Source organism: Pseudomonas sp. LAMO17WK12:I5 (assembly GCF_900215165.1).
Classification (GTDB): domain Bacteria; phylum Pseudomonadota; class Gammaproteobacteria; order Pseudomonadales; family Pseudomonadaceae; genus Aquipseudomonas; species Aquipseudomonas putida_A.
On sequence record NZ_OBDS01000001.1, the window covers coordinates 543,249 to 569,516 of the forward strand.

Genomic DNA, 26,268 nt, shown 5'->3' on the forward strand with positions numbered 1-26,268 from the left:
GCATGCAGCAAGAGTTCAACGATCCGCTCTGGCGCACGGTGCTGTCCGGCGCCCAGATGCTGTTCGTGGCTTTCGGCGCCCTGGTGCTGATGCCGCTGATCACGGGTCTTGACCCGAACGTGGCACTGTTTACCGCGGGTCTGGGGACGATCCTGTTCCAGATCGTCACCGGGCGTCAGGTGCCGGTGTTCCTCGCGTCGAGCTTTGCCTTCATCACCCCGATCATTCTCGCCAAGGGCCAGTTCGGCCTCGCCGCGACCATGGGCGGCGTGATGGCAGCCGGTTTCGTCTACACCTTCCTCGGCCTCGCCGTGAAAATCAAAGGCACCGGTTTCATTGACCGTCTGCTGCCGCCAGTGGTGATTGGCCCGGTGATCATCTCCATCGGTCTGGCCATGGCGCCGATTGCCGCGAACATGGCGATGGGCAAGGCGGGTGACGGTTCCGAGCTGATCCACTACCAGACCGCGATGATGATCTCGATGCCGGCGCTGCTGACCACGTTGATCGTGGCGGTGTTCGGTAAAGGCATCTTCCGTCTGGTGCCGATCATTTCCGGGGTGCTGGTCGGTTTTGCCATGTCGTTCTATTTTGGTGTGGTCGATACCGCGAAGATTGCGGCGGCGCCATGGTTCGCCCTGCCGCACTTCACTGCGCCAGAATTCAACTGGCAGGCGATCCTGTTCATCGTTCCGGTGGCGCTGGCTCCGGCCATCGAGCACATCGGCGGCGTGATCGCGGTGGGTAGCGTGACCGGTCGTGACTACCTGAAGAAGCCGGGCCTGCATCGCACCCTGCTCGGTGACGGCATCGCTACCACGGCGGCCGGTCTGTTTGGTGGCCCGCCGAACACCACCTATGCCGAAGTGACCGGCGCGGTGATGCTGACCAAAAACTACAACCCGAAAATCATGACCTGGGCGGCGATCTTCGCCATCACCCTGGCGTTCATTGGCAAGTTCGGCGCGCTGCTGCAAAGCATTCCGGTGCCGGTGATGGGCGGGATTCTTTGCCTGCTGTTCGGCTCGATCGCGGCAGTGGGGATGAACACTTTGATCCGTCACAAGATCGACCTCGGTGAGGCACGCAATCTGGTGATCGTGTCGGTGACCCTGGTGTTCGGTATAGGCGGTGTGCTGGTCGGCACCGGCACTGGCCCGGACGACTTCGGCCTCAAAGGCATCGCGCTGTGCGCGGTGGTGGCGATTGCGCTGAACCTGATTCTGCCGGGCAATGATGGCTGGAAGAACAAGAAGGCGGATGAGCCGCTGATCTAAGGCTTTAGATCTTTATTGTCTGACAGATAGCTTTCGCGAGCAGGCTCGCTCCCACATTGATCTTCGGTGCGCTGAAGATCCCCTGTGGGAACGAGCCTGCTCGCGATGCTTTCAGAGGGCGAACGGCGCTCTCTCGCACAGGGTCGCCAACGCCTTCGCCCATTGCGGGTCGTCATTCAGGCACGGCACCAGCACCAGCTCCTCGCCCCCCGCTTCGCGGAACTGTTCCTTGCCGCGATCACCGATCTCTTCCAGCGTCTCGATGCAATCGGCGACAAACGCCGGGCACATCACCAGAATCTTCTTCACGCCGCTTTGCGCCAGCTCGTCCAGCCGCGCTTCGGTGTAGGGTTCGATCCACTTGGCTCGCCCCAGACGCGACTGAAACGACACCGACCATTTGCCATCGGCAATGCCCGCGCGCTTGGCGAACTCGGCGGCGGTGCGTATGCACTGGGCGCGGTAACAGGTGGCCAGGACTGCCGGCGAAGCGTTCTTGCAGCAATCCGCGTTTTTCAAGCAGTGATTGCCAGTCGGATCGAGCTTGGTCAGGTGCCGCTCCGGCAAGCCATGGAAGCTCAGCAGCAAGTGATCGTAGTCCTGCTGCAAATGCGGGGTAGCGCTGGCGACCAGCGCGTCGATGTATTCCGGCTGATCGTAAAACGGTTGCAACACTGAAAGCTGCACATCGAGTTTGTTCTCGCGAATCACCCGCTTGGCTTCTTCGATCACCGTGGTCGTGGTGCTGTCGGCGAACTGTGGATACAGCGGCGCCAGCGTGATGCGCTTGTGCCCCGCAGCCACCAGTTGCAGCAATTTGGTTTCAATCGACGGTTCGCCATAACGCATGGCCAGTTCCACCGGGCCGTGGGTCCACTGGGTGGTCATCTGCTGCTGCAGACGACGGCTGAGCACCACCAGCGGCGAGCCCTCCTCCCACCAGATCGAAGCGTAGGCATGGGCCGATTGCTCGGGGCGCTTGATCAGGATCAGCGACACCAACAGCCGCCGCACCGGCCACGGCAGGTCGATCACATACGGGTCCATCAGAAATTGATTGAGGTAGCTGCGTACATCGGCCACCGAGGTGGAGGCCGGGGAACCCAGGTTGACCAGAAGCAAGGCGTGATCGGTCATGCATCGTCCTATTTCAAAGGCGGCCGGAGAGATCATCCAAAGCCGCGCGCAAATCCGTGAACTGGAAAGTGAAACCCGCTTCCAGCAAGCGTGCCGGCACGGCCCGTTGGCCACCCAGCAACAGCAATGACATTTCGCCAAGCCCGACCTTCAGCGCCAGGGCCGGCATCGGCATGAACGCCGGGCGGTGCAGTACGCTGCCCAGCGTCTTGGCAAACTCGCGATTGCGCACCGGTTTCGGTGCGCAGGCATTATAAGGACCGCTCGCCTGATCGCGGTGCAGAAGAAAATCAATCAGGGCGATTTGATCATCGATGTGAATCCACGGCATCCACTGTCGACCATTGCCCAGCGGCCCGCCGAGCCCGAGTTTGAACGGCAGCAACAGCCGCGACAAAAAGCCGCCCTCGGCCGACAGCACCAGCCCGGTTCGCACCAGCACCACGCGGATGCCCTGGCTTTCGGCACGCTGGGCGGTTTCCTCCCAGGCAATGCACAACTGACTGGCAAAATCGTCGATCACTGGCGGCGACTCTTCGGTCAGCTCGCGTTCACCGCCGTCGCCGTACCAGCCGACAGCAGAACCGGAGATCAACAACGGCGGTTTCTGCTGCCGTGTTTCCAGCCAGGCCAGCAGGGTTTCGGTGAGCGTGATGCGGCTGCTCCACAACAACGCCTTGCGCCGATGGGTCCATGGCCAATCAGCGATCGGCGCACCGGCCAGGTTGACCACCGCGTCCAACGGCTCGTTGCCGAAGTCTTCGAGGCGCGCAATCGCGCGCACCTGCGCGCCACAGATTTTCGCGACCTTTTCCGGGCGTCGACTCCACACCGTCAATTGATGGCCCTGCCCCGACCAGTGTCGGCAGAGCTGACGGCCTATCAAACCAGTACCGCCGGTCAGCAATATGCGCATGACTTCTTCCTCGCGTGGCGTTTTACCCGGATCACTAGTCTATTTTTATAAGCAGGGATCTTTTCTATCGGGCAGGCTCTATTGTTTAACCATAGGCCAAGCTGTCAGAACGAGAACGCTAGAAGTTATACCAAAAAACAAAATTGTACAGGTTTCATTGACGGCGTAGTCTGTACAGAAAGGTAAACGAGGCCCCTATGACTGTACCTATCGCAATCATCGGCACCGGCATCGCCGGACTCTCCGCCGCGCAGGCGCTGACAGAGGCCGGACACACCGTCCAGCTCTTCGACAAAAGCCGCGGCAGTGGCGGACGCATGTCGAGCAAACGCAGCGACGCCGGTTCGCTGGACATGGGCGCGCAATACTTCACCGCCCGCGACCGGCGTTTCGTCACCGAGGTGCAACGCTGGCAGAGCTTGGGCTGGGTCGCCGAGTGGACGCCGCAGCTCTACACCTTTCAGGGCGGGCAACTGAATCTGTCGCCGGACGAACAGACGCGCTGGGTCGGCACGCCACGCATGAGCGCGATCACCCGGGGTTTGCTCGACGGTCTGGAAGTGCACTTCGCCTGCCGTATCACCGAGGTGTTTCGCGGTGAAGAACACTGGCACCTGCAGGACGCCGAAGGCTTCACCCACGGTCCTTTCAGTCACGTGGTGATTGCAACGCCAGCGCCGCAAGCCACGGCGTTGCTGGCTGCCGCACCAAAACTCGCTGGCGCCGCCGCCGGGGTGAAAATGGACCCGACCTGGGCCGTTGCCCTCGCCTTCGATACGCCACTGGATACACCGATCGAAGGCTGCTTCGTGCAGGACAGCCCCATCGACTGGCTGGCACGCAACCGCAGTAAACCGGGGCGCGATACCACCTGCGACACTTGGGTGCTGCACGCCAGCAGCGCCTGGAGTCGGCAACACATCGACCTGTCCAAGGAAGCGGTCATCGAGCAACTGCACGGTGCATTCGCCGAACTGCTGCACAGCGCGATGCCCGCTCCGACTTTCAGCCTCGCCCACCGCTGGCTCTACGCACGCCCTGCGACCGGCCACGAATGGGGCACGCTGGCCGACGCCGATCTGGGCTTGTACGCCTGCGGCGACTGGTGCCTGTCGGGGCGTGTCGAAGGGGCCTGGCTCAGTGGCCAGGAAGCTGCACGCCGTTTGCACGAACACCTGCAATGAATCGCATCAATCCGCAAAAATTGCTGCTGTCGAAGTGGACAGCAGCCCACCCGCAAAACCGCGAAAAACATTTTCTGGTCACCGAACTGTTCCGGGATGAGGAAGGCACGGTGCTGGAGATCGAGTTGCAGGCGGTGCTGACCAAGCGCGCCGAACGCCTCGATTGGCAGACGTTGAAGAACAACGATCACTGGTTACTGGGCTGGCAATAAAGATCCTGTAGGAGTGAGCCTGCTCGCGATGGCGTCGCATCATTCAACATCAATGCTGCCTCCCATAGTCGATCGTGGTAAACCTGGAAAAACTTATACAAATGAGTTGACTTGTACACGCATGAATCTATGCTGAGGAAAAGTTGTACAGAGATAAATATCTGTACAGGAATAGATTCGAGGTGTGCATGTCCGATCTTTCTGCTTCCCGGCCAAAAATCGCCATCAGCGCCTGCCTGATGGGCGCCGAAGTGCGCTACAACGGCGGGCACAAGGAATCGCGGTTGTGCAGCCGCACCCTTGCCGAGTATTTCGAATTCGTGCCGGTATGTCCGGAAGTCGCGATTGGCCTGGGCATCCCGCGCGAACCGATCCGCCTGGTTGGCGATCCCGATGCTCCTGAAGCTATCGGTACGGTCAATCCGCAAATCAATGTCACCGAACCACTGGCAGCCTACGGGCAGAAAATGGCCGGCGAGCTCAATGACATCTGCGGCTATATCTTCATGCAGCAGTCGCCTTCGTGCGGTCTGGAGCGGGTCAAGGTCTATCACGCCAATGGCGCGCCGGTGAACGGCGGTGGCCGTGGCATCTACGCTCAGGCGTTCTGTGCGCAGCACCCTGACCTGCCGGTGGAAGAAGCCGGACGTCTGAACGATCCGGTGTTGCGGGAAAACTTCATCACCCGCGTGCTCGCCTACAGCGCCTGGCAGCAGGTGCTCGAACAAGGCTTGAGCCGCCGCGCACTGACCGAATTCCACTCACGCTACAAATACCTGCTGATGGCACACAACCCTGAGCAATACAAAGCCTTGGGCAAACTGCTGGGCAACATGGCCAAGACCGATCCGGTCGAACTCGGCCCGCGCTATTTCAGCGAGTTGATGAGCGCGTTGAAGAAATGCGCTACCCGCCGCACCCACAGCAACGTGCTGCAACACATCAGCGGCTACCTGAAACAGGCGATCAGCCCGGAAGACAAACAGGAAATGCAGCATGTCATCGGCCAGTACCGCCACGGCATCGTGCCGCTGGTGGTGCCATTGACTCTGCTCAAACACCACTTTCGCCAACACCCGGATCCGTACATTGCGCGGCAGGTTTACTTGCAGCCGCATCCGGAAAACCTCAGCCTGCGAAACGCCATTTGATGAACGACAAACTCGACACCAGCGCCCAGGAAGACCTCGGCGCCGACTTCAAGAAAGCCCTCGACGAGGGCTGGCTGCCGATCCGCGAAGTGGCGCGGCAGACCGGGGTCAACGCCATCACCCTGCGCGCCTGGGAGCGCCGTTACGGGTTGATCGTGCCGCAGCGCACGCCCAAGGGCCATCGCCTGTATTCCAGCGAACATGTGCAACGAATCCTGACCATCCTGACCTGGCTTAATCGAGGCGTGGCTGTCAGTCAGGTCAAACCGTTGCTTGATGCTCCGCAAGCCTTTACCGAGACGGTGGAAAACGACTGGCAACGGCAGCGCCAGTCCTTGCTCGGCGCCGTCATCCAGCTCAATGAGCGCAACCTCGACGACAGCATCAACCAGGCCATGGCCCTGTACCCGCCACGCACCCTGTGCGAGCAATTGCTCCTGCCGCTGCTGGCCGAACTCGAGCAGCGCTGGCAAGGCCAGTTCGGCGCACAGATGGAACGGGTGTTCTTTTATTCCTGGTTACGCAGCAAATTCGGCGCGCGCATCTACCATAACAATCGGCAATTACACGCTGCGCCGTTGCTGCTGATCAATCACTCGGACCTGGCACTGGAACCTCACCTGTGGCTATGCGCGTGGCTGATCAGCAGCGCCGACTGCCCGGTGCAAGTGTTCGACTGGCCGCTACCGGCCGGAGAACTGGCGCTGGCGGTCGATCATCTGCAAGCGCGGGGAGTGCTGCTGTATTCCAGCAAGGCGATGAATCTGGCGCAGCTGCCAAAACTGCTGAATGGCATCGGCACTGCAAAAATGCTCGTCGGACCAACGGTATGCATCCACCAGACCGAGTTGTCCGTAAGAACCCCTGAGATCGCTGATCTGATCCTGGCCGAAGACCCGCTCTCGGCACATCAGGAACTGGTTCAGCGTGGGCTGATTTGATGGAAACCGCGATGCAATTGATCTGGCTGCGCAGCGACCTGCGCCTACATGACAACACCGCCCTCGCGGCCGCCGCAGCGCGCGGCCCGACGGTTGCCGTGTATCTGTTGAGCCCGCAGCAATGGCTGGAACATGACGACGCCGCGTGCAAGGTCGACTTCTGGCTGCGCAACCTGCGTGAGCTGAGCAGTCGCCTCGGCGAGCTGAACATCCCGTTGCTGCTGCGCACCGCCAATCATTGGGATCAGGCCCCGGCGGTGCTGCTCGAACTTTGTGTGCAATTGAATATTCAAGCTGTGCACGTCAACGAAGAATATGGCATCCACGAAAGCCAGCGCGACGCCGCGGTGGCGGTGGCCCTGAAGACCAAAGGCATCGCTTTCCACAGCTACCTTGACCAACTGCTGTTCAAGCCCGGCACGGTACTGACCAAAACCGAAACCTACTTTCAGGTGTTCAGCCAGTTCCGCAAGGTCTGCTATGAACGCCTGCACCGCTCGATGCCGGCGCTGGTCAAGACGCCCGGCAAACAGGCAAAGCTGAACATCGACAGCGATCCGGTGCCGGCATCCGTAGCCGGTTTTGCAACGCCGAGCGAGTCTTTGCGCACACTGTGGCCGGCCGGCGAACAGGAAGCCCGGCGCCGTCTCGACACCTTCGCCGACGCGCAGATCGACTACTACCAGAGCGAACGCGACTTCCCGGCCAAACCCGGCACCAGTCAACTTTCCGCGTACCTCGCCGCCGGGGTGATCTCGCCGCGCCAATGCCTGCATGCGGCCCTGCAAAGCAATCAGGGCGAGTTCGACAGCGGCAAGGTCGGCGCGGTGACCTGGATCAACGAGCTGCTGTGGCGCGAGTTCTACAAACACATTCTGGTCGGCTACCCACGGGTTTCGCGCCACCGCGCATTTCGCCCGGAAACCGAAGCCCTGGCCTGGCGTGATGCGCCGGACGATCTGGCGGCCTGGCAAGAGGCGCGCACCGGTTTGCCAATCATCGATGCGGCCATGCGCCAACTGCTGGAAACCGGCTGGATGCACAACCGTCTGCGGATGATTGTGGCGATGTTCCTGACCAAGAATCTGCTGATCGACTGGCGTGAAGGCGAGCGCTTTTTCATGCGCCACCTGATCGACGGCGATCTGGCGGCGAACAACGGTGGCTGGCAATGGAGTTCTTCGACCGGCACCGATTCGGCGCCGTACTTCCGCATCTTCAATCCGCTGAGCCAATCGGAAAAATTCGACAGCGAAGGCCTGTTCATCAAGCGCTGGCTGCCTGAACTGGCCGGCCTGAACAAGAAGGAAGTACACAACCCGGCCAGCGCCGGCGGACTGTTCGGCGTGGCGGATTATCCGGCGCCGATCGTCAATCTCGGGGCTTCGCGCGAACGCGCGCTGGCGGCGTTCAAGAACCTGCCGTCGCGCTCGTCTATGGAAGAAGTTCATGAGTGAATTCCTGCGCCGCTTCGCCCGCCAGTTCGCCGAGTTGAACAAAGACAACTTGCAACGTCTGGGCGAGCTGTACAGCGATGACATTCACTTCACCGACCCGCTGCATGAAGTGCAGGGGCTGGTGCAACTGCGACATTACTTCAGCGAGCTGTACGCCAACGTCAGCGAACTGCGCTTCGATTTCCACGGCTTCGACCAGATCGCTGACGGTGAAGGTTACCTGCGCTGGGTCATGAGTTACCGCCACCCGCGTCTGGCCGGTGGTCAATTGATTCGCGTCGCCGGGTGTTCGCACCTGCTGTGGCGGGACAAGGTTTATCGCCACCGGGATTATTTCGATGCCGGGGCCATGCTGTATGAACATTTACCCGTATTGGGCCGGGTGATCGCCTGGTTGAAAAGGAGAATGGGATGAGTCGTACACCTCCACGGCGTTATTGGCTGACCGGTGCCAGCAGTGGCATCGGCGCAGCACTGGCTGAAGAGATTCTGAAAAGCGGCGCGCATCTGGCTGTGAGCTCGCGTCAGGTGGCACCGCTCAAAGTGCTGTCGCAACGTTATCCGGGGCAAGTGCTGGTGGTGGCCGGCGATCTGACCAACAGTCAGACCGTGCGCGAAATCGGCCAGCAGATCGAACAGGCCTGGGGCTCACTGGACAGCGTAATTCTCAATGCCGGCACCTGCGAGTACGTCGACGCCCGCCAGTTCGATGCCTCGATCATCGAACACGTGGTGCGCACCAACCTGCTCGCCAGCAGTTACTGCATCGAAGCGGCCCTGCCGTTGCTGCGCAAAGGCACCGCGCCGCATCTGATCGGCATGGCCAGCTCCGTGACCTACCTGCCGCTGCCCCGAGCCGAAGCCTACGGCGCGTCGAAAGCCGGGCTGCGCTATCTGTTCGAATCGCTGCGGATCGACCTGGCCGTCGAGGGCATCGATGTCACCATCATCAGCCCGGGTTTTGTCGAAACCCCGCTGACCGCCAAGAACGACTTCCCGATGCCGTTGAGCTGGCCTGTGGATAAAGCGGCGCGGCACATCTTCGCCAAGCTCAAGGATCGTCCACTGGAGATCGCCTTTCCGGCACTGTTCATGGCGGCGCTGTGGCCACTGTCGAAGCTGCCCGCGCGCCTGCAACTGGCGATCGGCAAGCGCATGGTGCGCAGCAACCCACCGCTGCGAGACCCGATATGAAGATTGCCATTGTCGGCAGCGGAATCGCCGGCCTGACCTGCGCTCACCTGCTCAATCGCCGACACGACATCACGGTGTTCGAGGCCAGCGACTGGGTCGGCGGTCACACGCACACCGTGCAGGTGACCGTCGATGGCCGCGAATATGCGGTGGACACTGGGTTCATCGTGTTCAACGACTGGACCTATCCGAACTTCATTCGATTGCTCGGCCAGATCGGCGTGTCGTTCAAACCGACGGAAATGAGCTTCTCGGTCACCGACCCGGACACCGGTCTGGAATACAACGGCAACAACCTCAACAGCCTGTTCGCCCAGCGCAGCAACCTGCTGTCCCCGGGGTTTTGGGGCATGTTGCGCGACATTCTGCGCTTCAATAAAGAAGCCCAGCGCGACCTCGCCGAACAACGCATTGCCGCCGATACCACGCTCGACGATTACCTCAAGGCTGGCGGTTATGGCGAACGTTTCATCCTGCATTACATCGTGCCGATGGGCTCGGCGATCTGGTCGATGCCGATGGCCGAGATGCTCAATTTCCCGCTGCAATTCTTTGTGCGCTTCTTCAAGAATCATGGCCTGCTGTCAGTCAGTGATCGCCCGCAATGGCAGGTGATCGAGGGCGGCTCCAGTGCCTATGTCGCGCCACTGACCGCAGCGTTCCAGGACAAGATCCGCCTCAGTTGCCCGGTGACGCGCATCGATCGCGATGAACACGGCGTGGTTATCCACAGCCCGGCCGGCATCGAGCGTTTCGACAAAGTCGTGCTTGCCTGCCACAGCGACCAGGCCCTGCACTTGCTTGGCACGCCAAGCCAGGCGGAACGCTCGATCCTCGGCGCCCTGCCCTATGCCGATAACGAAGTCGTGTTGCATACCGATACCCGTCTGCTGCCGACCCGCAAACTGGCGTGGGCCAGCTGGAACTATCGCTTGAGCGGCGCCGGCCATACCCACGCGGCCGTCACTTACGACATGAACATCCTGCAGGGTATTCAGAGTGACACCACGTTCTGCGTCAGCCTCAATCAGAGCGCCGGGATCAGCCCGTTCAAGGTGCTCGCCAAATACATCTACGCCCACCCGCAATTCAGCCTCGCGGCCGTGGCGGCGCAGAACCGCTGGGCAGAAATCGACGGTCAGCAGCACACCCATTATTGCGGCGCCTACTGGGCCAACGGCTTTCATGAGGACGGCGTGATCAGCGCGTTGCGCGTGGCCGCCGCGTTCGGGGAAAGCTTATGAACAGCGCCCTGTACAGCGGCTGGATCGGCCATCGACGCTTTTCGCCCAGACGCCACGAATTCCGTTACCGGATCGGTCTGTTGTACCTCGATCTGGCGGAACAGGACGCCGTGTTCGGCCTGTCACCGTTTGCCAGTCGCAGCCGCTTTGCACCGTTTTCGTTTCGCGAAACCGACTACCTGAAAACCTTCACCGGCAGCGGCATGCGCCTGATCGACGCGGTGCGCCAGCAAGTCGGCGTCGCCATCGGCCATCAACCGCAGGGTTCGATCTGCCTGCTGACCCAACCGCGCAGTTGGGGTCTGGCGTTCAATCCGGTGAGTTTCTTTTATTGCCACGAGGCCGACGGGCAACTGGCGGCGATTCTCTGCGAAGTCACCAACACGCCGTGGCGCGAGCGTTATCACTACGTGCTGCCGGCCCGCACACCGACCGACCTGCAAGACTTTCACCAGCACTTCGCCGTGGCCAAGGCCTTTCATGTCTCGCCGTTTTTGCCGCGCGATCTCGAGTACCGCATGAGCTTCAGCCCGGCTGCGCAAAACCTCGGCGTGCACATGGCCGACTGGCAGGGTGAGCACAAGCTGTTCGACGCCACGCTCAATCTGCAGCGCGAACCCCTCGACCGCCACAGCCTGCACCGCTACTTGCGACGTTTTCCGTGGATGACCGCGAAAACCTGCCTGGCGATTTATTGGCAAGCCGTGCGCCTGTTGCTCAAGCGTGCCCCGATTTTTGCTCATCAGGCTGCCGACGGCAGCTTTCAGATCGCCACTGTGCCTCCCAAGGAGCACCGCCATGAAATCCTCTAGCCTGTCGGTCAGTCGCTTCAGCACCAACGGTTTGACCGGTTCGCTGCTGCGTCGCGGCGTTTTGCGGCAACTCAGTCAGCTCAAACACGGGCAATTGCTGGTGGTCGAGGATGGCGAACGCCTGATGTTCGGCACGCCGGGCAGCCACCTGCTCGGCGAAATCCATGTGCAGGACGCGGCGGTGTGGGGCATGGTCGCCGGCAACGGATCGATCGGTGCCGGCGAAGCGTTTATCCACGGTTACTGGAGTTCGCCGGATCTGACCGCCGTGGTGCGAGTGTTCGTCAGCAACCTCGACGTACTCGACGCCATGGAGCGCGGCCTGGCCCGCCTCAGCCGGCCGCTGGTGCAAGGCCTGCACTGGCTCAACCGCAACACGCGCAAGGGTTCGCAGAAAAACATCGCGGCGCACTATGACCTCGGCAACGATCTGTTCGAACAGTTTCTCGACCCGACCATGATGTATTCGGCGGCGCAGTTCCTCAGCCCCGACGACAGCCTGGAACAGGCTCAGTTGAACAAGCTGGAACGGATCTGCCAGAAGCTCGCACTCAAGCCCGAAGATCATCTGCTGGAGATCGGCACCGGTTGGGGCAGCATGGCGCTCTACGCCGCGCAGCACTACGGCTGCCGTGTCACCACCACGACGCTGTCGAAAGAGCAGTACGCGTTTACCGCCAGGCGCATTGAAGCACTGGGGTTGCAGGATCGGGTGACGCTGCTGCTCACCGACTACCGCGACCTCACCGGCGAATACGACAAACTGGTGTCGATCGAGATGATCGAAGCGGTCGGTCACCGCTTCCTGCCCACCTATTTCAAGCAATGCGCGCACCTGCTCAAGAGCAACGGCCTGATGCTGTTGCAGGCGATCACCATCCGCGAGCAGCGCTACGAGCAGGCCAAGCGCGGCGTCGACTTCATCCAGCGCTACATCTTCCCCGGCGGCGCCCTGCCCTGCGTGCAGAAGATGCTCGAAGTGGTCAGCCGCGAGACCGATATGAACCTGCTGCACATGGAAGATTTCGGCCTGCACTACGCCCGCACCCTGCGCCTGTGGCACGAAAACTTTCGCCGCGCCCATGGCCGTTTGAGCGAGTTGGGTTACGACGATTACTTCCTGCGACTGTGGGAGTTTTACCTGTGCTACTGCGAGGGCGGGTTTCTGGAGCGCACCATCGGCACCGCGCAACTGCTGCTGGCCAAACCGGCCGCGATGCCGGCGCCGTTACTCGGACGCTTCGATGCTTGAGCGGCTGATCAATGCCGTGCTGTTCCAGGTCGGCTGGCTGGCCTGCGTGATCGGCGGCGACAGTCTGTGGCTGCTGCTGGCGCTGGCGGTGTTGGTGGTCCATTTTGGCTGGATCAGCAGTTGGGCGGCGGAAGGCCGTTTGATCCTCAGCGTGGTGCTTGTCGGTACAGCCGTAGACAGTCTGTTGCGCGCTGCCGGGGTGTTCGAATTCCAGGATCTGTCGCCGCTGATTCCGCTGTGGCTGATGCTGCTCTGGGCCTTGCTCGCCACCACGTTGCGGCACTGCCTGCAATGGAGCGCCCGCCCGTGGTGGCTGGCCAGTGTGCTCGGCGCGGTGGGTGGTGCGGTGTCCTATTACGGCGGTGGACGTTTGGCCGGCGTGCAATTTCCTTACGGTGAAGTGCCGACCCTGATCGGCATCGGCCTGCTATGGGCGCTGCTGTTTCCGCTGCTGCATGCCATGGCACGGCGGCTGGCCCACTGAGCGTCTGTCAGGCCTTTCACACAGCAACCGGTGGCTGCCTTACACTGCGCAGCATGAAAACCATTCCCCACCAGCAAATCACCGAGCCAGCGGTCACCTGTTCGACCTGCGCAGCGTGCTGTTGCCAGCTCGAAGTGATGCTGATCACCGACACCGGCGTGCCTGAGCGCTTTATCGATACTGATGAGTGGGGTGGAGAAGTGATGCTGCGTCTGGACGACGGCTGGTGCGCGGCGCTGGATCGCGACAGCATGATGTGCACGATCTATGAGAAACGTCCGCTGATCTGTCGCGAATTCGAGATGGGTGCACCGGAGTGCATTGAAGAACGCAAAGGCATTGCCACTGCTTACCGCTGATTCCGAAAAACACTACTGAAACAAATGTAGGAGTGAGCCTGCTCGCGATTGCGGAGTACCAGTCAAACAAATGTTGGCTGACACTCCGCAATCGCGAGCAGGCTCACTCCTACAGAGGTTATGTGTAGCGCTTACAGCGGCATCGTGTAATGCAGCGCGTAGCTTTCTACACCGTCGTTGCTGCTGGCCAGGCCGGCGTTGGAGTAGTGCGTCGCACGAATCCCCACTTCATGCCCACCGTTGAAGCGCAGGCCAAAACCGATACGGTCTTCGAACTGGAAAGAGCCGCCGATGTTGTTGCTTTCATACTTGGTGTTCGAGAACGCTGCGACACCAATGCCCGCCTCAACATACGGTTTGACCGACTGACCGGCAAACTCGTAAACGAATACCGGCGAGAACGACAGGCTGTTGTTGCTGGAAGTCTTGTCACCCTCCCAGTAAGTGTAAGCGCCGCTCCAGTAACCGGTCAGGCGACCGACGTCACTTTGCAGCCAGCTTTTGTCCCAATCGAAATTCATGCCCAGGCGATAGGTCATGGTCGAATCGCTGGTCGCACCCACTGCAAACTCAACGCCTGCGGCTTGTGCGGTAATACTTTGCCCCATCAGTGCGGCCGCAATCGCGGCCAAGCAGAATAGTCGCTTCACGTTGAAACTTCCTTTTCCGGAACGATCGTTTGGTTTTCTAGATAACTCATCGCTATAGAAGCTAGCGCTTGATTAGAAGTTCAGCTCTTTTTTTAGTTATTTCACATTTTTTTTACAAGCTGAATTTTTCGACGTCGCCGGCAACCTGACCCAACAGGGGCAGGGTCTTGCGGAAGAACTCGGGGTCGGCGCTGGTCCAGAATCTGACCGGGCGGTTCGGCCCTTCGGCCAGCAGATCACGTTCGGCCAGCAACCGTTGCAGTTGCCGCGCTACCGCCGCGCCGGTATCGATCAGGCTGATGCTGTCGGAGATCATCGTCTTGAGCATCGGCTTGAGAAACGGATAGTGAGTGCAACCGAGTATGATCGTGTCGCAACCGTTGGCCAGCAGCGGATCGACGTAATGCTGCAGCAACGTGCGCAACTCGGCGCTGTGCAGATCACCGCTTTCAATCAGTTCCACCAGACCGGGGCACGGCTGGGTGATGACGCGAACGTCAGCGGCGAAGCGGTCGAGCAACGCGGCGAACTTGGCACTCTGCAACGTGCCGGTGGTGGCGAGTACGCCAACCACACCACTGCGGGTGGCGGCAGCAGCGGGTTTGACCGCTGGCTCCATGCCGACAATCGGCCATTCGGGGAAATCCCGGCGCAGATCAGCAACCGCGGCCACCGTCGCCGTGTTGCAGGCGATCACCAGGGCCTTGGCGCCCTGCTCACGGAAAAATCCGGCCATCACATTGCAGCGCTGGCGGATGAACTCCGGGGTTTTCTCGCCGTAGGGAATATGCCCGCAATCGGCGAAATACAGCAGGGATTCATGGGGCAGCAAACGCTGGATTTCCGCCAGTACCGACAAGCCGCCGACACCGGAATCGAACACCGCGATCGGCGCCTCACGCATGCTGCGAACCACAGACGCTGCACCCCGGATCGCGCTTGACCCGCAGTTCACGAAAGCGCGAACCCAGTGCATCGATCAACAGCAAACGCCCCACCAACGGTTCACCAAAACCGACCAGCACTTTCAACGCTTCAAGCGCCTGCAGGCTGCCGACCAGCCCCACCAGGGGCCCGACCACACCGGCCTCGCTGCAGGTCAATTCGGCTTCGCTGCCATGCCCGTACAGGCAGTGGTAGCACGGACTTTCCGGGCGACGCGGGTCGAACACCGACAACTGCCCTTCCAGACGAATCGCCGCGCCGCTGACCAGCGGTTTGCGCGCTGCCACACACGCGGCGTTGACCGCCTCGCGGGTGGAGAAGTTATCGGAGCAGTCGAGCACCAGATCCACCGCCGACACGGCGGCGGCCAGGGAATCCTCGTCCAGCGCCTGACGATGAGGCACCTGTTTAATCTCGGGATTGATCGCGCTCAGGCGCTTGAGCGCCGAGTCGACCTTGCTCATGCCGACGCTGTCGGTGTCATGAATGATCTGGCGTTGCAGGTTGGTCAGGTCGACCGTGTCGAAATCCGCCAGATGCAACTCACCGACACCTGCCGCCGCCAGATACAGCGCGACCGGGGCGCCGAGACCGCCAAGGCCGACAATCAGCACACGGCTGTCTTTCAGCTTCAGTTGCCCATCGATATCGATGTGTTGCAGCAGAATCTGCCGGCTGTAGCGCAGCAATTCCTGATCATTCAGCACGGCAGGCGCCCCAGGCTGATCCGTTGATGGCCGCCCAGATCGGTGCGGCTGTGGACTTGTTCAAAACCGCGAGTGAGCAACAGATCACGCACAGCTTCGGCTTGATCATAGCCGTGTTCGAGCATCAGCCAGCCGCCGGCTTCCAGATGATCCGGGGCCTGGGCGACGATCAGGCGCAGATCGTCGAGCCCGTCGACACCGGCCACCAGCGCGCTGGCCGGTTCGAAGCGCACGTCGCCCTCGACCAGATGCGGGTCGGCAGCCGCGATGTACGGCGGGTTGCTGATGATCAGATTGAAGCGCTGGCCTTCGAGGGCGCTGAACCAGTGGCTGCTCAGCACCGTGGCGTTGTTCAGGATCAAGCGCTGACGGTTGCGTTCGGCAAGGGCCACGGCTTCCAGCACGCGATCCACCGCCGTGACGTTCCACGCCGGGCGTTCGCTGGCCAGGGCCAGGGCAATCGCGCCGCTGCCGGTGCCCAGATCGAGGACTTTCGCCGGCGTTGCCGCCAGCAGTTCCAGTGCGGCCTCGACCAGCAACTCGGTGTCTGGGCGCGGGATCAGAGTGTGCGGCGCCACTTCCAGATCGAGCTTCCAGAACCCCTGCTGACCAAGGATGTAGGCCACCGGCTCGCCACTTCGACGCCGTTGCAGGTACTCGGTAAAAATCAGCACCGCTTCGCTGGGTACGATGCGCTCGGGCCAGGTGTGCAGGAAGCTTCGCGATTTGCCCAGTGCCGCTGCTAGGAGCAATTCGGCATCCAGGCGCGCGGTGGGCGAGTCCGGCAATTCGGCAGCGCGCAACAGACTGGCAATGATGGTCATTTATTCACCTATCGCTGCAAGTTGGTCGGCCTGGTATTCGGCCAGTAAAGGCTCGATCACCGCTTCAACGCCACCGGCGAGAATTTCATCGAGGGAGTACAGGGTCAGGTTGACGCGATGGTCAGTGACCCGGCCCTGGGCAAAGTTGTACGTGCGAATGCGCTCGGAACGGTCACCGGAACCCACCAGCAACTTACGCTCGCTGGCAATCGCATTCGCCGCCGCTGCGGTTTGCTGATCGTTGAGCTTGGCCGACAGCCAGGCCATCGCCCGGGCACGGTTCTTGTGCTGGGAACGTTCTTCCTGACACTCGACGACGGTGCCGGTCGGTATGTGCGTGATGCGGATCGCCGAGTCGGTGGTGTTGACGTGCTGACCACCGGCCCCGGAGGAGCGGTAAGTGTCGACACGCAGATCCGCCGGGTTGATCTCGATGGCTTCCCGTTCGTCCGGCTCGGGCAACACCGCCACGGTGCAGGCCGAGGTGTGGATACGGCCCTGGGATTCGGTGGCAGGTACACGCTGTACGCGGTGCGCGCCGGACTCGAATTTCAGCTTGCCGTAAACGTTGTCGCCTTCAATGCGAGCGATGACTTCTTTATAGCCACCGTGCTCGCCTTCGTTTTCCGAAAGAATCTCCACGCGCCAGCCACGTCGTTCGGCGTAACGCGAGTACATGCGAAACAGATCGCCGGAGAAGATCGCCGCCTCGTCGCCACCGGTACCGGCGCGAATTTCGAGAAAGACGTTACGCCCGTCATTGGGATCCTTGGGCAGCAACATGCGCTGCAGATCATCTTCCAGCCTGATCAGCAATTCCTTGGCTTCGCGGACTTCTTCCACGGCCATTTCACGCATGTCCGGGTCGCTGTCCTTGAGCAGCGCCTGGGCGCCTTCAAGATCACTTTGTACGCCGAGCAGCTTTTTGTAGCCTTGTACCACCGGCTCGAGTTCGGCGTATTCCTTGGAATAGGCGCGGAATTTGGCCTGATCGGCAATGACTTCGCCGTCGCCGAGCAGCGCGGTCAGTTCCTCGAAACGGTCCTGGAGGGTGTCCAGCTTGTTGAGCAGTGACGCTTTCATTGCGGTTTTTTATCCGAAAAACTATCCGGTGAGCCCTCGAGGGCAAAGAGTTCCTGGGCCATGGCCAGCGCATCGAGGCGGCCTTCGGCAGAAAGCTTTTTCAATTGCACGCTGGGCGCATGCAACAGTTTATTGGTCAGGCCGCGGGCCAGTTGCCCGAGCACATCTTCGGCGTTGCCGCCGTTGGCCAGCAGGCGCAGGGCTTTTTGCAGCTCCTCGTCGCGCAGACGTTCACTCTGTTGCCGATAGGCCTTGAGCACATCGACGGCCGCCAGCTCGCGCAGGCGCACCATGAAATCGTCGGCACCGACCGAGACCATCTCTTCCGCCGCCTGGGCTGCACCCTGACGACTTTTGAGGTTCTCGGCGACCACTTCGTGCAGATCATCGACGCTGTACAGGTAAACGTCGTCGAGTTCGCCGACTTCCGGCTCGATGTCGCGGGGTACGGCGATGTCGACCATGAAGATCGGTTTGTGCTTGCGCTGCTTCAGCGCGCTTTCCACCGCGCCCTTGCCGAGGATGGGCAATTGGCTGGCGGTCGAACTGATCACGATATCGCTACGCACCAGCTCCGCCGGAATGTCCGAGAGCAGCACCGCGTGCGCGCCGAACTGCTCGGCCAGAAGGCTGGCGCGCTCCAGCGTACGGTTGGCGACCACGATGCGCTTGACCCCCAGCTCATGCAAATGGCGGGCGACCAGCGTGATGGTCTCGCCGGCACCGATCAGCAGGGCCTGGCTGCGTTGCACGTCGCTGAAAATCTGCTTGGCCAGGCTGACCGCGGCAAACGCCACGGACACCGGGTTTTCGCCGATGGCGGTGTCGGTACGCACTTGCTTGGCGGCATTGAATGTCGCTTGAAATAGCCGCCCCAGCAGCGGGCCGATGGTCCCGGCCTCACGCGCCACGGCGTAGGCCGATTTCATCTGGCCGAGAATCTGCGGTTCGCCCAGCACCAGCGAGTCGAGCCCGGAGGCGACGCGCATCATGTGACGAACTGCCGCATCATCTTCATGCACATAAGCACTCGCGCGCAGCTCATCGAGGCTTAAATGGTGATAATCGGCCAGCCAGCGCAGAACCAGATCAGCCGAAACCTGATCCTGTTCTATATACAGCTCACTGCGATTGCAGGTGGAGAGGATCGCAGCTTCGCGGCTGTCGGTGAGTCGGCAGAGCTGCTGCAAGGCCTCCACCAGCTGCTCAGGGGTAAAGGCCACGCGCTCGCGGACGTCTACTGAAGCAGTCTTGTGGTTAATACCGAGTGCAAGGAAGGCCATTCAAGGTCGCTGATGGTGACGTGAAGCCGGCAATTGTCCTACTTCGTCAGATTCAGAACAACTACCGCTGACTATTGTCCCAATTGTCGGCCACTATAAAGGCCACATTCGAGACTCGGTTATGTTTGGCCGAAGGCTTGTGTCATGATGATCCGACCGCAGGTTAGTCGTCCTCTTCCTATATGAATAGATCTTCCGCGTTGCTCCTTGCTTTTGTCTTCCTCAGCGGCTGCCAGGCCATGGCACCCGTTTCGCCGGACGGTACCCCGCCGGTCGAAGACACCGCGTCCACGCCTGAAAAACCCAAGGTTTACAGCTCGTTCAGCGAGGAAACCGTTTTCAGCCTGCTGAGCGCCGAACTCGCCGGCCAGCGCAATCGGTTCGACATTGCCCTGGACAACTACGTAACCCAGGCGATCAATACTCAGGACCCGGGGGTTTCCGAGCGCGCGTTCCGCATCGCCGAATATCTCGGTGCCGACCAGCCTGCGCTGGACACCGCACTGATCTGGGCAAAAAACGCCCCGGACGACCTCGAAGCGCAACGTGCCGCCGCTGTACAGCTGGCCCGCGCCGGGCGTTATGACGACTCCATGGTCTATATGGAGAAAGTCCTGCAGGGCAAGGGCGACACCCATTTCGACTTCCTCGCGCTGTCGGCCGCCGATACCGATCAGGAAACCCGCAACGGCCTGATGAAAAGTTTCGACCGTCTGCTACAGCGCCACCCGAAGAACAGCCAGCTGATTTTCGGCAAGGCCCTGCTGCTGCAACAGGACGGCGACAATAAAGCCGCCCTGACACTGCTCGAAGACAACCCGCCGGAAGAAGGCGAGATTGCGCCGATCCTGCTGCGCGCGCGTCTGCTGCAAACCATGAATCGTGGCGACGAAGCCCTGCCGCTGTTGCGGAAAAGCATCAAGAAATACCCGGACGACAAACGCCTGCGCCTGACTTATGCGCGCACGCTGGTTGAACAGGACCGGATGGATGACGCCAAGGTCGAGTTCTCCACCCTGGTTCAGCAATACCCCGAAGACGATGAACTGCGTTACTCGCTGGCGCTGGTGTGCCTGGAAGCCAAGGCCTGGGACGAGGCCAAGGGTTATCTGGAAGACCTGATCGCTCGTGAAAGCCATGTCGATTCGGCGCACCTGAACCTCGGTCGCATCGCTGAAGAACGCAATGACCCGCAAGGCGCGCTGATCGAATACGCGCAGGTCGGCCCGGGCAACGACTATCTGCCGGCGCAACTGCGTCAGGCCGATATTCTGATGAACAACGGCAAGACCGCTGAAGCCCAGAGCAAACTGGCCGCTGAGCGTGATGCCCAGCCGGATTACGCGATCCAGCTGTATCTGATCGAATCCGAAACCCTGTCGGCCAACAAACAGGACGACAAGGCCTGGAAAACGCTGGATAAAGCCTTGCAGCAATACCCGGACGATCTGAATCTGCTCTACACCCGGGCCATGCTCGCGGAAAAACGCAATGATCTGGCACAGATGGAAAAAGACCTGCGCCTGATCATCAAGCGCGACCCGGACAACGCCATGGCGCTCAATGCGCTGGGCTACACCCTGTCCGATCGCACCACCCGCTACGCTGAAGCCAAGGCCCTGATCGAACAGGCGCACCAGATCAATCCGGAAGACCCGGCGGTACTCGACAGCCTCGGCTGGGTGAATTTCCGCATGGGCAATCTGGACGACGCCGAGAAATATCTGCGTCAGGCGCTCGAGCGTTTCCCGGACCACGAAGTCGCCGCGCACCTGGGCGAAGTTCTGTGGGTCAAGGGCAATCAGCGCGAGGCCAAGCAAGTCTGGGGCAAGTACCTCAAAGATCAGCCCGACAGCACCATCCTGCGCAGCACCATCAAGCGCCTGACCGGATCCGAGACTCTTTAACTCATGTTTTTGCGCCACGTTATTGTTTTCAGCTTCATCGCCCTGCTCGCCGGTTGCGCGGGCTTCGGCGCTCGCGAATCGGTCGAGGGCCACGGCAGTCCGGCTCAGTGGGCCGCGAACAAACAACAGCTGACCGGCCTCGACGGCTGGCAGATCGACGGCAAGATCGGCATTCGCGCACCGAAAGATTCCGGCAGCGGCACGCTGTTCTGGCTGCAACGCCAGGACTACTACGACATTCGCCTGTCCGGCCCGCTGGGTCGTGGCGCGGCACGTCTGACCGGGCGCCCGGGCAAGGTTTCGCTGGAAGTCGCCAATCAGGGCCGCTATGACTCCGAGTCGCCGGAAGCGCTGCTCGAAGAGCAACTCGGCTGGAAGCTGCCGGTCTCCAATCTGGCCTGGTGGGTCCGTGGCCTGCCGGCCCCCAGCAGCAAAAGCCGTCTGACCCTCGATAACGACAGTCGCCTGGCCAATCTGGAACAGGACGGCTGGAAGGTCGAGTACCTCAGCTACGCCGAGCAAAACGGTTACTGGCTGCCCGAGCGGATCAAGCTGCATGGCACCGATCTGGACGTGACGCTGGTGATCAAGACCTGGCAACCGCGTAAATTGGGGCAATAAAGCATGACCGCTCCACGCCTGACGCTGCCGTCGCCGGCCAAGCTCAACCTGATGCTGCACATTCTCGGGCGCCGCGCGGACGGCTACCACGAATTGCAGACGCTGTTTCAGTTTGTCGATTACGGCGACGAAATCACCTTCGCCGTGCGCGATGACGGTTTGATTCATCTGCACACCGAATTCGCTGGCGTGCCCCACGACAGCAACCTGATCGTGCGCGCGGCGAAAATGCTGCAGCAACAGTCCGGCTGCACACTCGGCATCGACATCTGGATCGACAAGGTGCTGCCCATGGGCGGCGGAATCGGTGGCGGCAGCTCGAATGCCGCGACCACCCTGCTCGGCCTCAATCACTTGTGGCAATTGGGCTGGGATGAAGATCGCCTCGCGGCATTGGGCCTGTCGCTCGGCGCCGACGTGCCGGTTTTCGTCCGTGGTCACGCGGCATTTGCCGAAGGCGTGGGCGAGAAACTGACCCCGGTCGACCCCGAAGAACCGTGGTATCTGGTGCTTGTGCCGCAAGTCTCTGTAAGTACGGCAGAAATTTTTTCCGATCCTTTGTTGACACGTAACACGCCGCCCATTAAAGTGCGCCCCGTTCCCGAGGGAAACAGTCGAAATGACTGCTTGCCGGTGGTTGCAAGGCGTTATCCAGAAGTACGTAACGCATTGGATTTGTTAGGTAAATTTACCGAAGCAAAACTCACCGGAACTGGAAGTTGTGTGTTTGGGGGCTTCCCAAGCAAAGCTGAAGCTGATAAAGTCTCGGCCCTTCTGACAGAGACCCTTACAGGGTTTGTAGCGAAAGGAAGCAACGTTTCGATGTTGCATCGCAAGCTGCAAAGTCTGCTCTAAAAGGAATCAAGTGCCAGGCACTTGAAGCAACAGATACAGGGGCGTCGCCAAGCGGTAAGGCAGCAGGTTTTGATCCTGCCATGCGTTGGTTCGAATCCAGCCGCCCCTGCCATTTTCTATACTCATCCAGGTTACCCTCAGCCTCTAGGTACTGCGCGTGTCCAAGATGATGGTCTTTACGGGGAACGCTAACCCCGATCTGGCTCGGCGTGTTGTACGTCAGCTGCATATCCCTCTCGGTGACATCTCTGTCGGTAAATTCTCCGACGGCGAAATTACTGCCGAGATCAATGAAAACGTTCGCGGTAAAGACGTTTTCATTATTCAGCCGACTTGCGCTCCGACCAACGATAACCTGATGGAACTGGTAGTGATGGCTGATGCCTTCCGCCGCTCCTCGGCTACTCGTATTACTGCTGTTATTCCTTATTTTGGTTATGCCCGTCAGGATCGCCGTCCGCGTTCCGCACGTGTGGCTATCAGCGCGAAAGTCGTTGCTGACATGCTTACCGTAGTCGGCATCGACCGTGTTCTCACGGTTGATCTGCATGCTGACCAGATTCAGGGTTTCTTCGATATTCCGGTAGATAACATCTACGGCTCCCCGGTTCTGGTGGATGACATTGAAGATCAGCGCTTCGAAAACCTGATGATCGTGTCCCCGGACATTGGTGGCGTCGTGCGTGCACGGGCTGTTGCCAAATCCCTGGGCGTGGATCTCGGGATCATCGACAAACGCCGTGAGAAAGCCAATCACTCTGAAGTGATGCATATCATCGGTGATGTCGAAGGGCGTACCTGCATTCTGGTCGATGACATGGTCGATACCGCCGGCACTCTGTGCCACGCGGCCAAGGCCCTGAAAGAGCATGGCGCAGCCAAGGTCTTTGCCTACTGCACACACCCTGTGCTGTCGGGTCGGGCCATCGAGAATATCGAAAATTCCGTGCTGGACGAGCTGGTGGTGACTAACACCATCCCGCTGTCCGCTGCAGCACAAGCCTGTGCACGTATCCGTCAACTGGATATCGCACCGGTTGTTGCCGAAGCGGTTCGCCGCATCAGCAATGAAGAATCGATCAGCGCGATGTTCCGTTAAGGGCCCTGCCCTTCTCGAAATGTCTCGTTGACGAAAAGCGCCCCGCCCCGGCATTCCTGTCGGGGCGGGGCTTTTTTGCCCATACCGTGTTTGGCGCTGGTCGCAAACGCCACTCGGTCATGGCTATTTTGGAGATACAAAATGAACGATTTTACTCTGAATGCTGAAGTGCGTTCCGACCTGGGGAAAGGTGCGAGCCGCCGCCTGCGTCGTCTCGCCGCTCTGGTTCCAGCTGTTGTTTACGGTGGCGACAAAGCCCCTGAATCCATCAGCATGCTGGCCAAAGAAGTTGCCAAACTGCTCGAAAACGAAGCGGCTTACAGCCACATCATCGAGCTGAACGTTGGTGGCAAGAAACAAAACGTCGTCATCAAAGCCCTGCAACGTCACCCGGCCAAAGGCCACGTGATGCACGCTGACTTCGTACGCGTTGTAGCTGGCCAGAAACTGACCGCTATCGTTCCTGTGCACTTCATCAACGAAGCTGCTCCAGTGAAGAAAGGCGGCGAAATCTCGCACGTTGTTGCCGAGATCGAAGTTTCCTGCCTGCCAAAAGACCTGCCTGAGTTCATCGAAGTCGACCTGGCTAACGCTGAAATCGGCACCATCGTTCACCTGTCGGACCTCAAAGCTCCTAAAGGTGTCGAGTTCGTTGCTCTGGCACACGGCGATGACAAGGCAGTAGCCAACGTCCACGCTCCACGTGTTGCTCCAGAAGCTACCGAAGAAGGCGCAGCAGAGTAATTTCACTCTGTTCGTCGGAGTGAGTGAAACATCGCGGACTGGAACGTAGCGAGAAAGCGGGCGAGAACGCGGAGTTTACATTCATGGTAAATGAGCAATTTTCGTCCACTTTCGCCGCCTTCACTGATCGCGGCGATGTTAACCACCACTCCAAGGAAGGGCCCCTATCGTGACTGCCATCAAACTGATCGTTGGCCTGGGTAATCCAGGCGCTGAATACGAACAGACCCGGCATAACGCAGGGGCCCTTTTTGTTGAGCGTATCGCCGCCGCGCAAGGTGTGAACCTTGTGGCCGATCGCAAATATTTCGGCCTGACCGGGCGCTACTCGCATCAGGGTCAGGATGTTCGTCTGCTGATTCCCACCACCTACATGAACCGCAGCGGCCAGGCCGTGGCGGCACTCGCCGGTTTCTTCCGCATCAAGCCTGAAGAAATCCTGGTGGCGCACGACGAACTCGACCTGCCTCCGGGCGTCGCCAAGCTCAAGCAGGGCGGCGGCCATGGCGGTCACAACGGGTTGCGCGACATCATCGCGCAACTGGGCAATCAGAATACTTTCTACCGCCTGCGGCTTGGCATCGGCCACCCGGGCGTCGCCAGTATGGTTTCAAATTTCGTCCTGGGTCGTGCGCCACGCGCCGAACAGGAAAAACTCGATGCCAGCATCGACTTTGCCCTCGGCGTGCTGCCGGATATCCTCGCCGGTGAATGGAACCGCGCGATGAAAAACCTGCACAGCCAGAAGGCCTGACTCTAATCCGAGGGGAAACACCATGGGATTCAATTGCGGCATCGTCGGCCTGCCTAACGTCGGCAAGTCCACCCTGTTCAACGCCCTGACCAAATCCGGTATCGCGGCCGAGAACTTCCCCTTCTGCACCATCGAGCCGAACAGCGGCATCGTGCCGATGCCGGACCCACGTCTGGAAGCCCTGGCGGCCATCGTCAATCCGAAGCGCATCCTGCCGACCACCATGGAATTTGTCGACATCGCAGGCCTGGTGGCCGGCGCCTCGAAAGGTGAAGGTCTGGGCAACAAGTTCCTGGCCAACATCCGCGAAACCGACGCCATCGCTCACGTGGTGCGCTGCTTCGAAGACGACAACGTGATCCACGTTTCCAACAGCGTCGATCCGAAGCGCGACATCGAAATCATCGACCTGGAACTGATCTTCGCCGACCTCGACAGCTGCGAGAAGCAACTGCAGAAAGTCGCGCGCAACGCCAAGGGTGGTGACAAGGACGCCGTGGTTCAGAAAGCTCTGCTTGAGCAACTGATCGCGCACTTCACCGAGGCCAAGCCTGCGCGCAGCCTGATGAAGAACATGAGTGCTGACGAAAAGTCGGTGATCAAGGGCTTCCACCTGCTGACCACCAAACCGGTCATGTACATCGCCAACGTCGCTGAAGACGGTTTCGAGAACAACCCGCACCTGGACGTGGTCAAGGCCATCGCCGAAGAAGAAGGCGCCATGGTTGTTCCGGTGTGCAACAAGATCGAAGCGGAAATCGCCGAGCTCGATGACGGCGAAGAGAAAGACATGTTCCTCGAGGCTCTGGGCCTGGAAGAGCCTGGCCTGAACCGCGTGATCCGCGCCGGCTACGAAATGCTGCACCTGCAGACCTACTTCACCGCCGGTGTCGAAGAAGTCCGCGCCTGGACCGTCCGCGTCGGTGCCACCGCACCACAAGCTGCTGGCGTGATCCACACCGACTTCGAAAAAGGCTTCATCCGCGCCGAAGTCATCGCCTACAACGACTTCATCCAGTACAAGGGCGAAGCCGGTACCAAGGAAGCCGGTAAATGGCGCCTGGAAGGCAAGGACTACATCGTCAAAGACGGCGACGTGATGCACTTCCGCTTCAACGTGTAAGCGACACGCCCAAGAAAAAGCCGCGTTTGATACGCGGCTTTTTTGTGCCTTAC

Annotated in this window: 28 protein-coding genes and 1 tRNA gene; 21 read left to right on the forward strand and 8 right to left on the reverse strand. The window is 60.3% G+C overall.

Going from position 1 to position 26,268, the window contains the following annotated elements:
- The first annotated feature begins 2 nt into the window (after window positions 1-2).
- Window positions 3-1,277, forward strand: coding sequence for a uracil-xanthine permease family protein (locus CRO59_RS02485; protein WP_003228120.1), 1,275 nt, complete (start codon window positions 3-5; stop codon window positions 1,275-1,277).
- A gap of 111 nt (window positions 1,278-1,388) precedes the next feature.
- Here the strand turns inward: CRO59_RS02485 and hemH are convergent, their stop codons facing one another.
- Window positions 1,389-2,414, reverse strand: coding sequence for a ferrochelatase (gene hemH, locus CRO59_RS02490; protein ID WP_097086236.1), 1,026 nt, complete (start codon window positions 2,412-2,414; stop codon window positions 1,389-1,391).
- 13 nt (window positions 2,415-2,427) lie between these two features.
- Window positions 2,428-3,330 carry a TIGR01777 family oxidoreductase gene (locus CRO59_RS02495; protein WP_097086238.1) on the reverse strand — a complete coding sequence of 301 codons (903 nt, stop codon included), beginning with the start codon at window positions 3,328-3,330 and terminating at the stop codon, window positions 2,428-2,430.
- A gap of 197 nt (window positions 3,331-3,527) precedes the next feature.
- Here CRO59_RS02495 and CRO59_RS02500 point away from each other — a divergent pair, with 197 nt between their 5' ends.
- The 12 genes from CRO59_RS02500 to CRO59_RS02555 all read left to right on the forward strand — a co-directional run bounded on the left by CRO59_RS02500 (window position 3,528) and on the right by CRO59_RS02555 (window position 13,620).
- On the forward strand, window positions 3,528-4,514 hold the full coding sequence (locus CRO59_RS02500; protein WP_007967686.1) for an NAD(P)/FAD-dependent oxidoreductase: 987 nt from the start codon (window positions 3,528-3,530) through the stop codon (window positions 4,512-4,514).
- Window positions 4,511-4,726 (forward strand): TIGR02450 family Trp-rich protein, encoded by a 216-nt coding sequence (locus CRO59_RS02505; protein ID WP_027612220.1) that lies wholly within the window; start codon window positions 4,511-4,513, stop codon window positions 4,724-4,726. Before CRO59_RS02500 ends, CRO59_RS02505 begins: the two co-directional genes overlap by 4 nt.
- 188 nt (window positions 4,727-4,914) lie before the next feature.
- Window positions 4,915-5,877 carry a DUF523 and DUF1722 domain-containing protein gene (locus CRO59_RS02510; protein WP_027612221.1) on the forward strand — a complete coding sequence of 321 codons (963 nt, stop codon included), beginning with the start codon at window positions 4,915-4,917 and terminating at the stop codon, window positions 5,875-5,877.
- Complete coding sequence (locus tag CRO59_RS02515; RefSeq protein ID WP_096797277.1) at window positions 5,877-6,818, forward strand: MerR family transcriptional regulator; 942 nt, start codon at window positions 5,877-5,879, stop codon at window positions 6,816-6,818. Before CRO59_RS02510 ends, CRO59_RS02515 begins: the two co-directional genes overlap by 1 nt.
- Before the next feature lie 11 nt (window positions 6,819-6,829).
- Window positions 6,830-8,275 carry a deoxyribodipyrimidine photo-lyase gene (gene phrB, locus CRO59_RS02520; protein ID WP_097086293.1) on the forward strand — a complete coding sequence of 482 codons (1,446 nt, stop codon included), beginning with the start codon at window positions 6,830-6,832 and terminating at the stop codon, window positions 8,273-8,275.
- Entirely contained in the window at window positions 8,268-8,690 is a 423-nt protein-coding gene (locus CRO59_RS02525; RefSeq protein WP_027612224.1) for a nuclear transport factor 2 family protein, read from the forward strand. Before phrB ends, CRO59_RS02525 begins: the two co-directional genes overlap by 8 nt.
- The gene (locus CRO59_RS02530) at window positions 8,687-9,469 is read left to right on the forward strand and encodes an SDR family oxidoreductase (RefSeq protein WP_027612225.1); all 783 of its coding nucleotides are present in this window, start codon (window positions 8,687-8,689) and stop codon (window positions 9,467-9,469) included. Before CRO59_RS02525 ends, CRO59_RS02530 begins: the two co-directional genes overlap by 4 nt.
- Window positions 9,466-10,713: an NAD(P)/FAD-dependent oxidoreductase gene (locus CRO59_RS02535; protein WP_097086239.1), complete on the forward strand. Its 1,248-nt coding sequence runs from the start codon at window positions 9,466-9,468 to the stop codon at window positions 10,711-10,713. The genes CRO59_RS02530 and CRO59_RS02535 overlap by 4 nt, the downstream gene beginning before the upstream one ends.
- Window positions 10,710-11,525 (forward strand): DUF1365 domain-containing protein, encoded by an 816-nt coding sequence (locus CRO59_RS02540; protein WP_097086241.1) that lies wholly within the window; start codon window positions 10,710-10,712, stop codon window positions 11,523-11,525. Before CRO59_RS02535 ends, CRO59_RS02540 begins: the two co-directional genes overlap by 4 nt.
- On the forward strand, window positions 11,512-12,777 hold the full coding sequence (locus CRO59_RS02545; RefSeq protein WP_096797281.1) for a cyclopropane-fatty-acyl-phospholipid synthase family protein: 1,266 nt from the start codon (window positions 11,512-11,514) through the stop codon (window positions 12,775-12,777). Before CRO59_RS02540 ends, CRO59_RS02545 begins: the two co-directional genes overlap by 14 nt.
- Window positions 12,770-13,261, forward strand: a complete 492-nt coding sequence (locus CRO59_RS02550; RefSeq protein WP_097086243.1) for a DUF2878 domain-containing protein — start codon at window positions 12,770-12,772, stop codon at window positions 13,259-13,261. The genes CRO59_RS02545 and CRO59_RS02550 overlap by 8 nt, the downstream gene beginning before the upstream one ends.
- Before the next feature lie 53 nt (window positions 13,262-13,314).
- Window positions 13,315-13,620: a YkgJ family cysteine cluster protein gene (locus CRO59_RS02555; protein ID WP_007967664.1), complete on the forward strand. Its 306-nt coding sequence runs from the start codon at window positions 13,315-13,317 to the stop codon at window positions 13,618-13,620.
- A 131-nt stretch (window positions 13,621-13,751) separates the two neighbouring features.
- On the opposite strand, the gene CRO59_RS02560 is transcribed toward CRO59_RS02555, so the two are convergent.
- From CRO59_RS02560 to hemA, 6 genes are all read right to left on the reverse strand, one after another.
- Window positions 13,752-14,270 (reverse strand): acyloxyacyl hydrolase, encoded by a 519-nt coding sequence (locus CRO59_RS02560; protein WP_027612230.1) that lies wholly within the window; start codon window positions 14,268-14,270, stop codon window positions 13,752-13,754.
- 112 nt (window positions 14,271-14,382) lie between these two features.
- Window positions 14,383-15,174 (reverse strand): glutamate racemase, encoded by a 792-nt coding sequence (gene murI, locus CRO59_RS02565; RefSeq protein WP_097086244.1) that lies wholly within the window; start codon window positions 15,172-15,174, stop codon window positions 14,383-14,385.
- Window positions 15,167-15,922: a molybdopterin-synthase adenylyltransferase MoeB gene (locus CRO59_RS02570; protein WP_097086246.1), complete on the reverse strand. Its 756-nt coding sequence runs from the start codon at window positions 15,920-15,922 to the stop codon at window positions 15,167-15,169. The genes murI and CRO59_RS02570 overlap by 8 nt, the downstream gene beginning before the upstream one ends.
- Window positions 15,916-16,746: a peptide chain release factor N(5)-glutamine methyltransferase gene (gene prmC / locus CRO59_RS02575; protein ID WP_097086247.1), complete on the reverse strand. Its 831-nt coding sequence runs from the start codon at window positions 16,744-16,746 to the stop codon at window positions 15,916-15,918. The genes CRO59_RS02570 and prmC overlap by 7 nt, the downstream gene beginning before the upstream one ends.
- On the reverse strand, window positions 16,747-17,829 hold the full coding sequence (gene prfA / locus CRO59_RS02580) for a peptide chain release factor 1 (RefSeq protein ID WP_027612234.1): 1,083 nt from the start codon (window positions 17,827-17,829) through the stop codon (window positions 16,747-16,749).
- Window positions 17,826-19,112: a glutamyl-tRNA reductase gene (hemA, locus tag CRO59_RS02585; RefSeq protein ID WP_097086249.1), complete on the reverse strand. Its 1,287-nt coding sequence runs from the start codon at window positions 19,110-19,112 to the stop codon at window positions 17,826-17,828. The genes prfA and hemA overlap by 4 nt, the downstream gene beginning before the upstream one ends.
- A gap of 182 nt (window positions 19,113-19,294) precedes the next feature.
- Between hemA and CRO59_RS02590 the strand changes: the two genes are divergently transcribed.
- From CRO59_RS02590 to ychF, 8 genes are all read left to right on the forward strand, one after another.
- Window positions 19,295-21,019 carry a tetratricopeptide repeat protein gene (locus tag CRO59_RS02590; protein WP_096797286.1) on the forward strand — a complete coding sequence of 575 codons (1,725 nt, stop codon included), beginning with the start codon at window positions 19,295-19,297 and terminating at the stop codon, window positions 21,017-21,019.
- Window positions 21,020-21,022: 3 nt separating this feature from the next.
- Window positions 21,023-21,640, forward strand: coding sequence for a lipoprotein insertase outer membrane protein LolB (lolB, locus tag CRO59_RS02595; protein ID WP_095136807.1), 618 nt, complete (start codon window positions 21,023-21,025; stop codon window positions 21,638-21,640).
- 3 nt (window positions 21,641-21,643) lie between these two features.
- Window positions 21,644-22,495 carry a 4-(cytidine 5'-diphospho)-2-C-methyl-D-erythritol kinase gene (ispE, locus tag CRO59_RS02600; RefSeq protein WP_097086251.1) on the forward strand — a complete coding sequence of 284 codons (852 nt, stop codon included), beginning with the start codon at window positions 21,644-21,646 and terminating at the stop codon, window positions 22,493-22,495.
- A gap of 37 nt (window positions 22,496-22,532) precedes the next feature.
- Window positions 22,533-22,607, forward strand: a tRNA-Gln gene (locus tag CRO59_RS02605).
- Window positions 22,608-22,652: 45 nt separating this feature from the next.
- On the forward strand, window positions 22,653-23,594 hold the full coding sequence (locus tag CRO59_RS02610; protein WP_003171603.1) for a ribose-phosphate pyrophosphokinase: 942 nt from the start codon (window positions 22,653-22,655) through the stop codon (window positions 23,592-23,594).
- 141 nt (window positions 23,595-23,735) lie between these two features.
- Complete coding sequence (locus CRO59_RS02615; protein ID WP_007967646.1) at window positions 23,736-24,338, forward strand: 50S ribosomal protein L25/general stress protein Ctc; 603 nt, start codon at window positions 23,736-23,738, stop codon at window positions 24,336-24,338.
- Between the two features lie 169 nt (window positions 24,339-24,507).
- Window positions 24,508-25,092, forward strand: a complete 585-nt coding sequence (gene pth, locus CRO59_RS02620) for an aminoacyl-tRNA hydrolase (protein ID WP_003228164.1) — start codon at window positions 24,508-24,510, stop codon at window positions 25,090-25,092.
- Between the two features lie 22 nt (window positions 25,093-25,114).
- Entirely contained in the window at window positions 25,115-26,215 is a 1,101-nt protein-coding gene (gene ychF / locus CRO59_RS02625) for a redox-regulated ATPase YchF (RefSeq protein ID WP_047599160.1), read from the forward strand.
- Window positions 26,216-26,268: the final 53 nt, after the last annotated feature.

Coding starts and splice junctions, on each gene's coding strand:
- CRO59_RS02485 (WP_003228120.1), top strand. CDS start 3: ATGCAGCAAGAGTTCAACGATCCGCTCTGGCGCACGGTGCTGTCCGGC.
- hemH (WP_097086236.1), bottom strand. CDS start 2,414: ATGACCGATCACGCCTTGCTTCTGGTCAACCTGGGTTCCCCGGCCTCC.
- CRO59_RS02495 (WP_097086238.1), bottom strand. CDS start 3,330: ATGCGCATATTGCTGACCGGCGGTACTGGTTTGATAGGCCGTCAGCTC.
- CRO59_RS02500 (WP_007967686.1), top strand. CDS start 3,528: ATGACTGTACCTATCGCAATCATCGGCACCGGCATCGCCGGACTCTCC.
- CRO59_RS02505 (WP_027612220.1), top strand. CDS start 4,511: ATGAATCGCATCAATCCGCAAAAATTGCTGCTGTCGAAGTGGACAGCA.
- CRO59_RS02510 (WP_027612221.1), top strand. CDS start 4,915: ATGTCCGATCTTTCTGCTTCCCGGCCAAAAATCGCCATCAGCGCCTGC.
- CRO59_RS02515 (WP_096797277.1), top strand. CDS start 5,877: ATGAACGACAAACTCGACACCAGCGCCCAGGAAGACCTCGGCGCCGAC.
- phrB (WP_097086293.1), top strand. CDS start 6,830: ATGCAATTGATCTGGCTGCGCAGCGACCTGCGCCTACATGACAACACC.
- CRO59_RS02525 (WP_027612224.1), top strand. CDS start 8,268: ATGAGTGAATTCCTGCGCCGCTTCGCCCGCCAGTTCGCCGAGTTGAAC.
- CRO59_RS02530 (WP_027612225.1), top strand. CDS start 8,687: ATGAGTCGTACACCTCCACGGCGTTATTGGCTGACCGGTGCCAGCAGT.
- CRO59_RS02535 (WP_097086239.1), top strand. CDS start 9,466: ATGAAGATTGCCATTGTCGGCAGCGGAATCGCCGGCCTGACCTGCGCT.
- CRO59_RS02540 (WP_097086241.1), top strand. CDS start 10,710: ATGAACAGCGCCCTGTACAGCGGCTGGATCGGCCATCGACGCTTTTCG.
- CRO59_RS02545 (WP_096797281.1), top strand. CDS start 11,512: ATGAAATCCTCTAGCCTGTCGGTCAGTCGCTTCAGCACCAACGGTTTG.
- CRO59_RS02550 (WP_097086243.1), top strand. CDS start 12,770: ATGCTTGAGCGGCTGATCAATGCCGTGCTGTTCCAGGTCGGCTGGCTG.
- CRO59_RS02555 (WP_007967664.1), top strand. CDS start 13,315: ATGAAAACCATTCCCCACCAGCAAATCACCGAGCCAGCGGTCACCTGT.
- murI (WP_097086244.1), bottom strand. CDS start 15,174: ATGCGTGAGGCGCCGATCGCGGTGTTCGATTCCGGTGTCGGCGGCTTG.
- prmC (WP_097086247.1), bottom strand. CDS start 16,746: ATGACCATCATTGCCAGTCTGTTGCGCGCTGCCGAATTGCCGGACTCG.
- prfA (WP_027612234.1), bottom strand. CDS start 17,829: ATGAAAGCGTCACTGCTCAACAAGCTGGACACCCTCCAGGACCGTTTC.
- hemA (WP_097086249.1), bottom strand. CDS start 19,112: ATGGCCTTCCTTGCACTCGGTATTAACCACAAGACTGCTTCAGTAGAC.
- CRO59_RS02590 (WP_096797286.1), top strand. CDS start 19,295: ATGAATAGATCTTCCGCGTTGCTCCTTGCTTTTGTCTTCCTCAGCGGC.
- lolB (WP_095136807.1), top strand. CDS start 21,023: ATGTTTTTGCGCCACGTTATTGTTTTCAGCTTCATCGCCCTGCTCGCC.
- ispE (WP_097086251.1), top strand. CDS start 21,644: ATGACCGCTCCACGCCTGACGCTGCCGTCGCCGGCCAAGCTCAACCTG.
- CRO59_RS02615 (WP_007967646.1), top strand. CDS start 23,736: ATGAACGATTTTACTCTGAATGCTGAAGTGCGTTCCGACCTGGGGAAA.
- ychF (WP_047599160.1), top strand. CDS start 25,115: ATGGGATTCAATTGCGGCATCGTCGGCCTGCCTAACGTCGGCAAGTCC.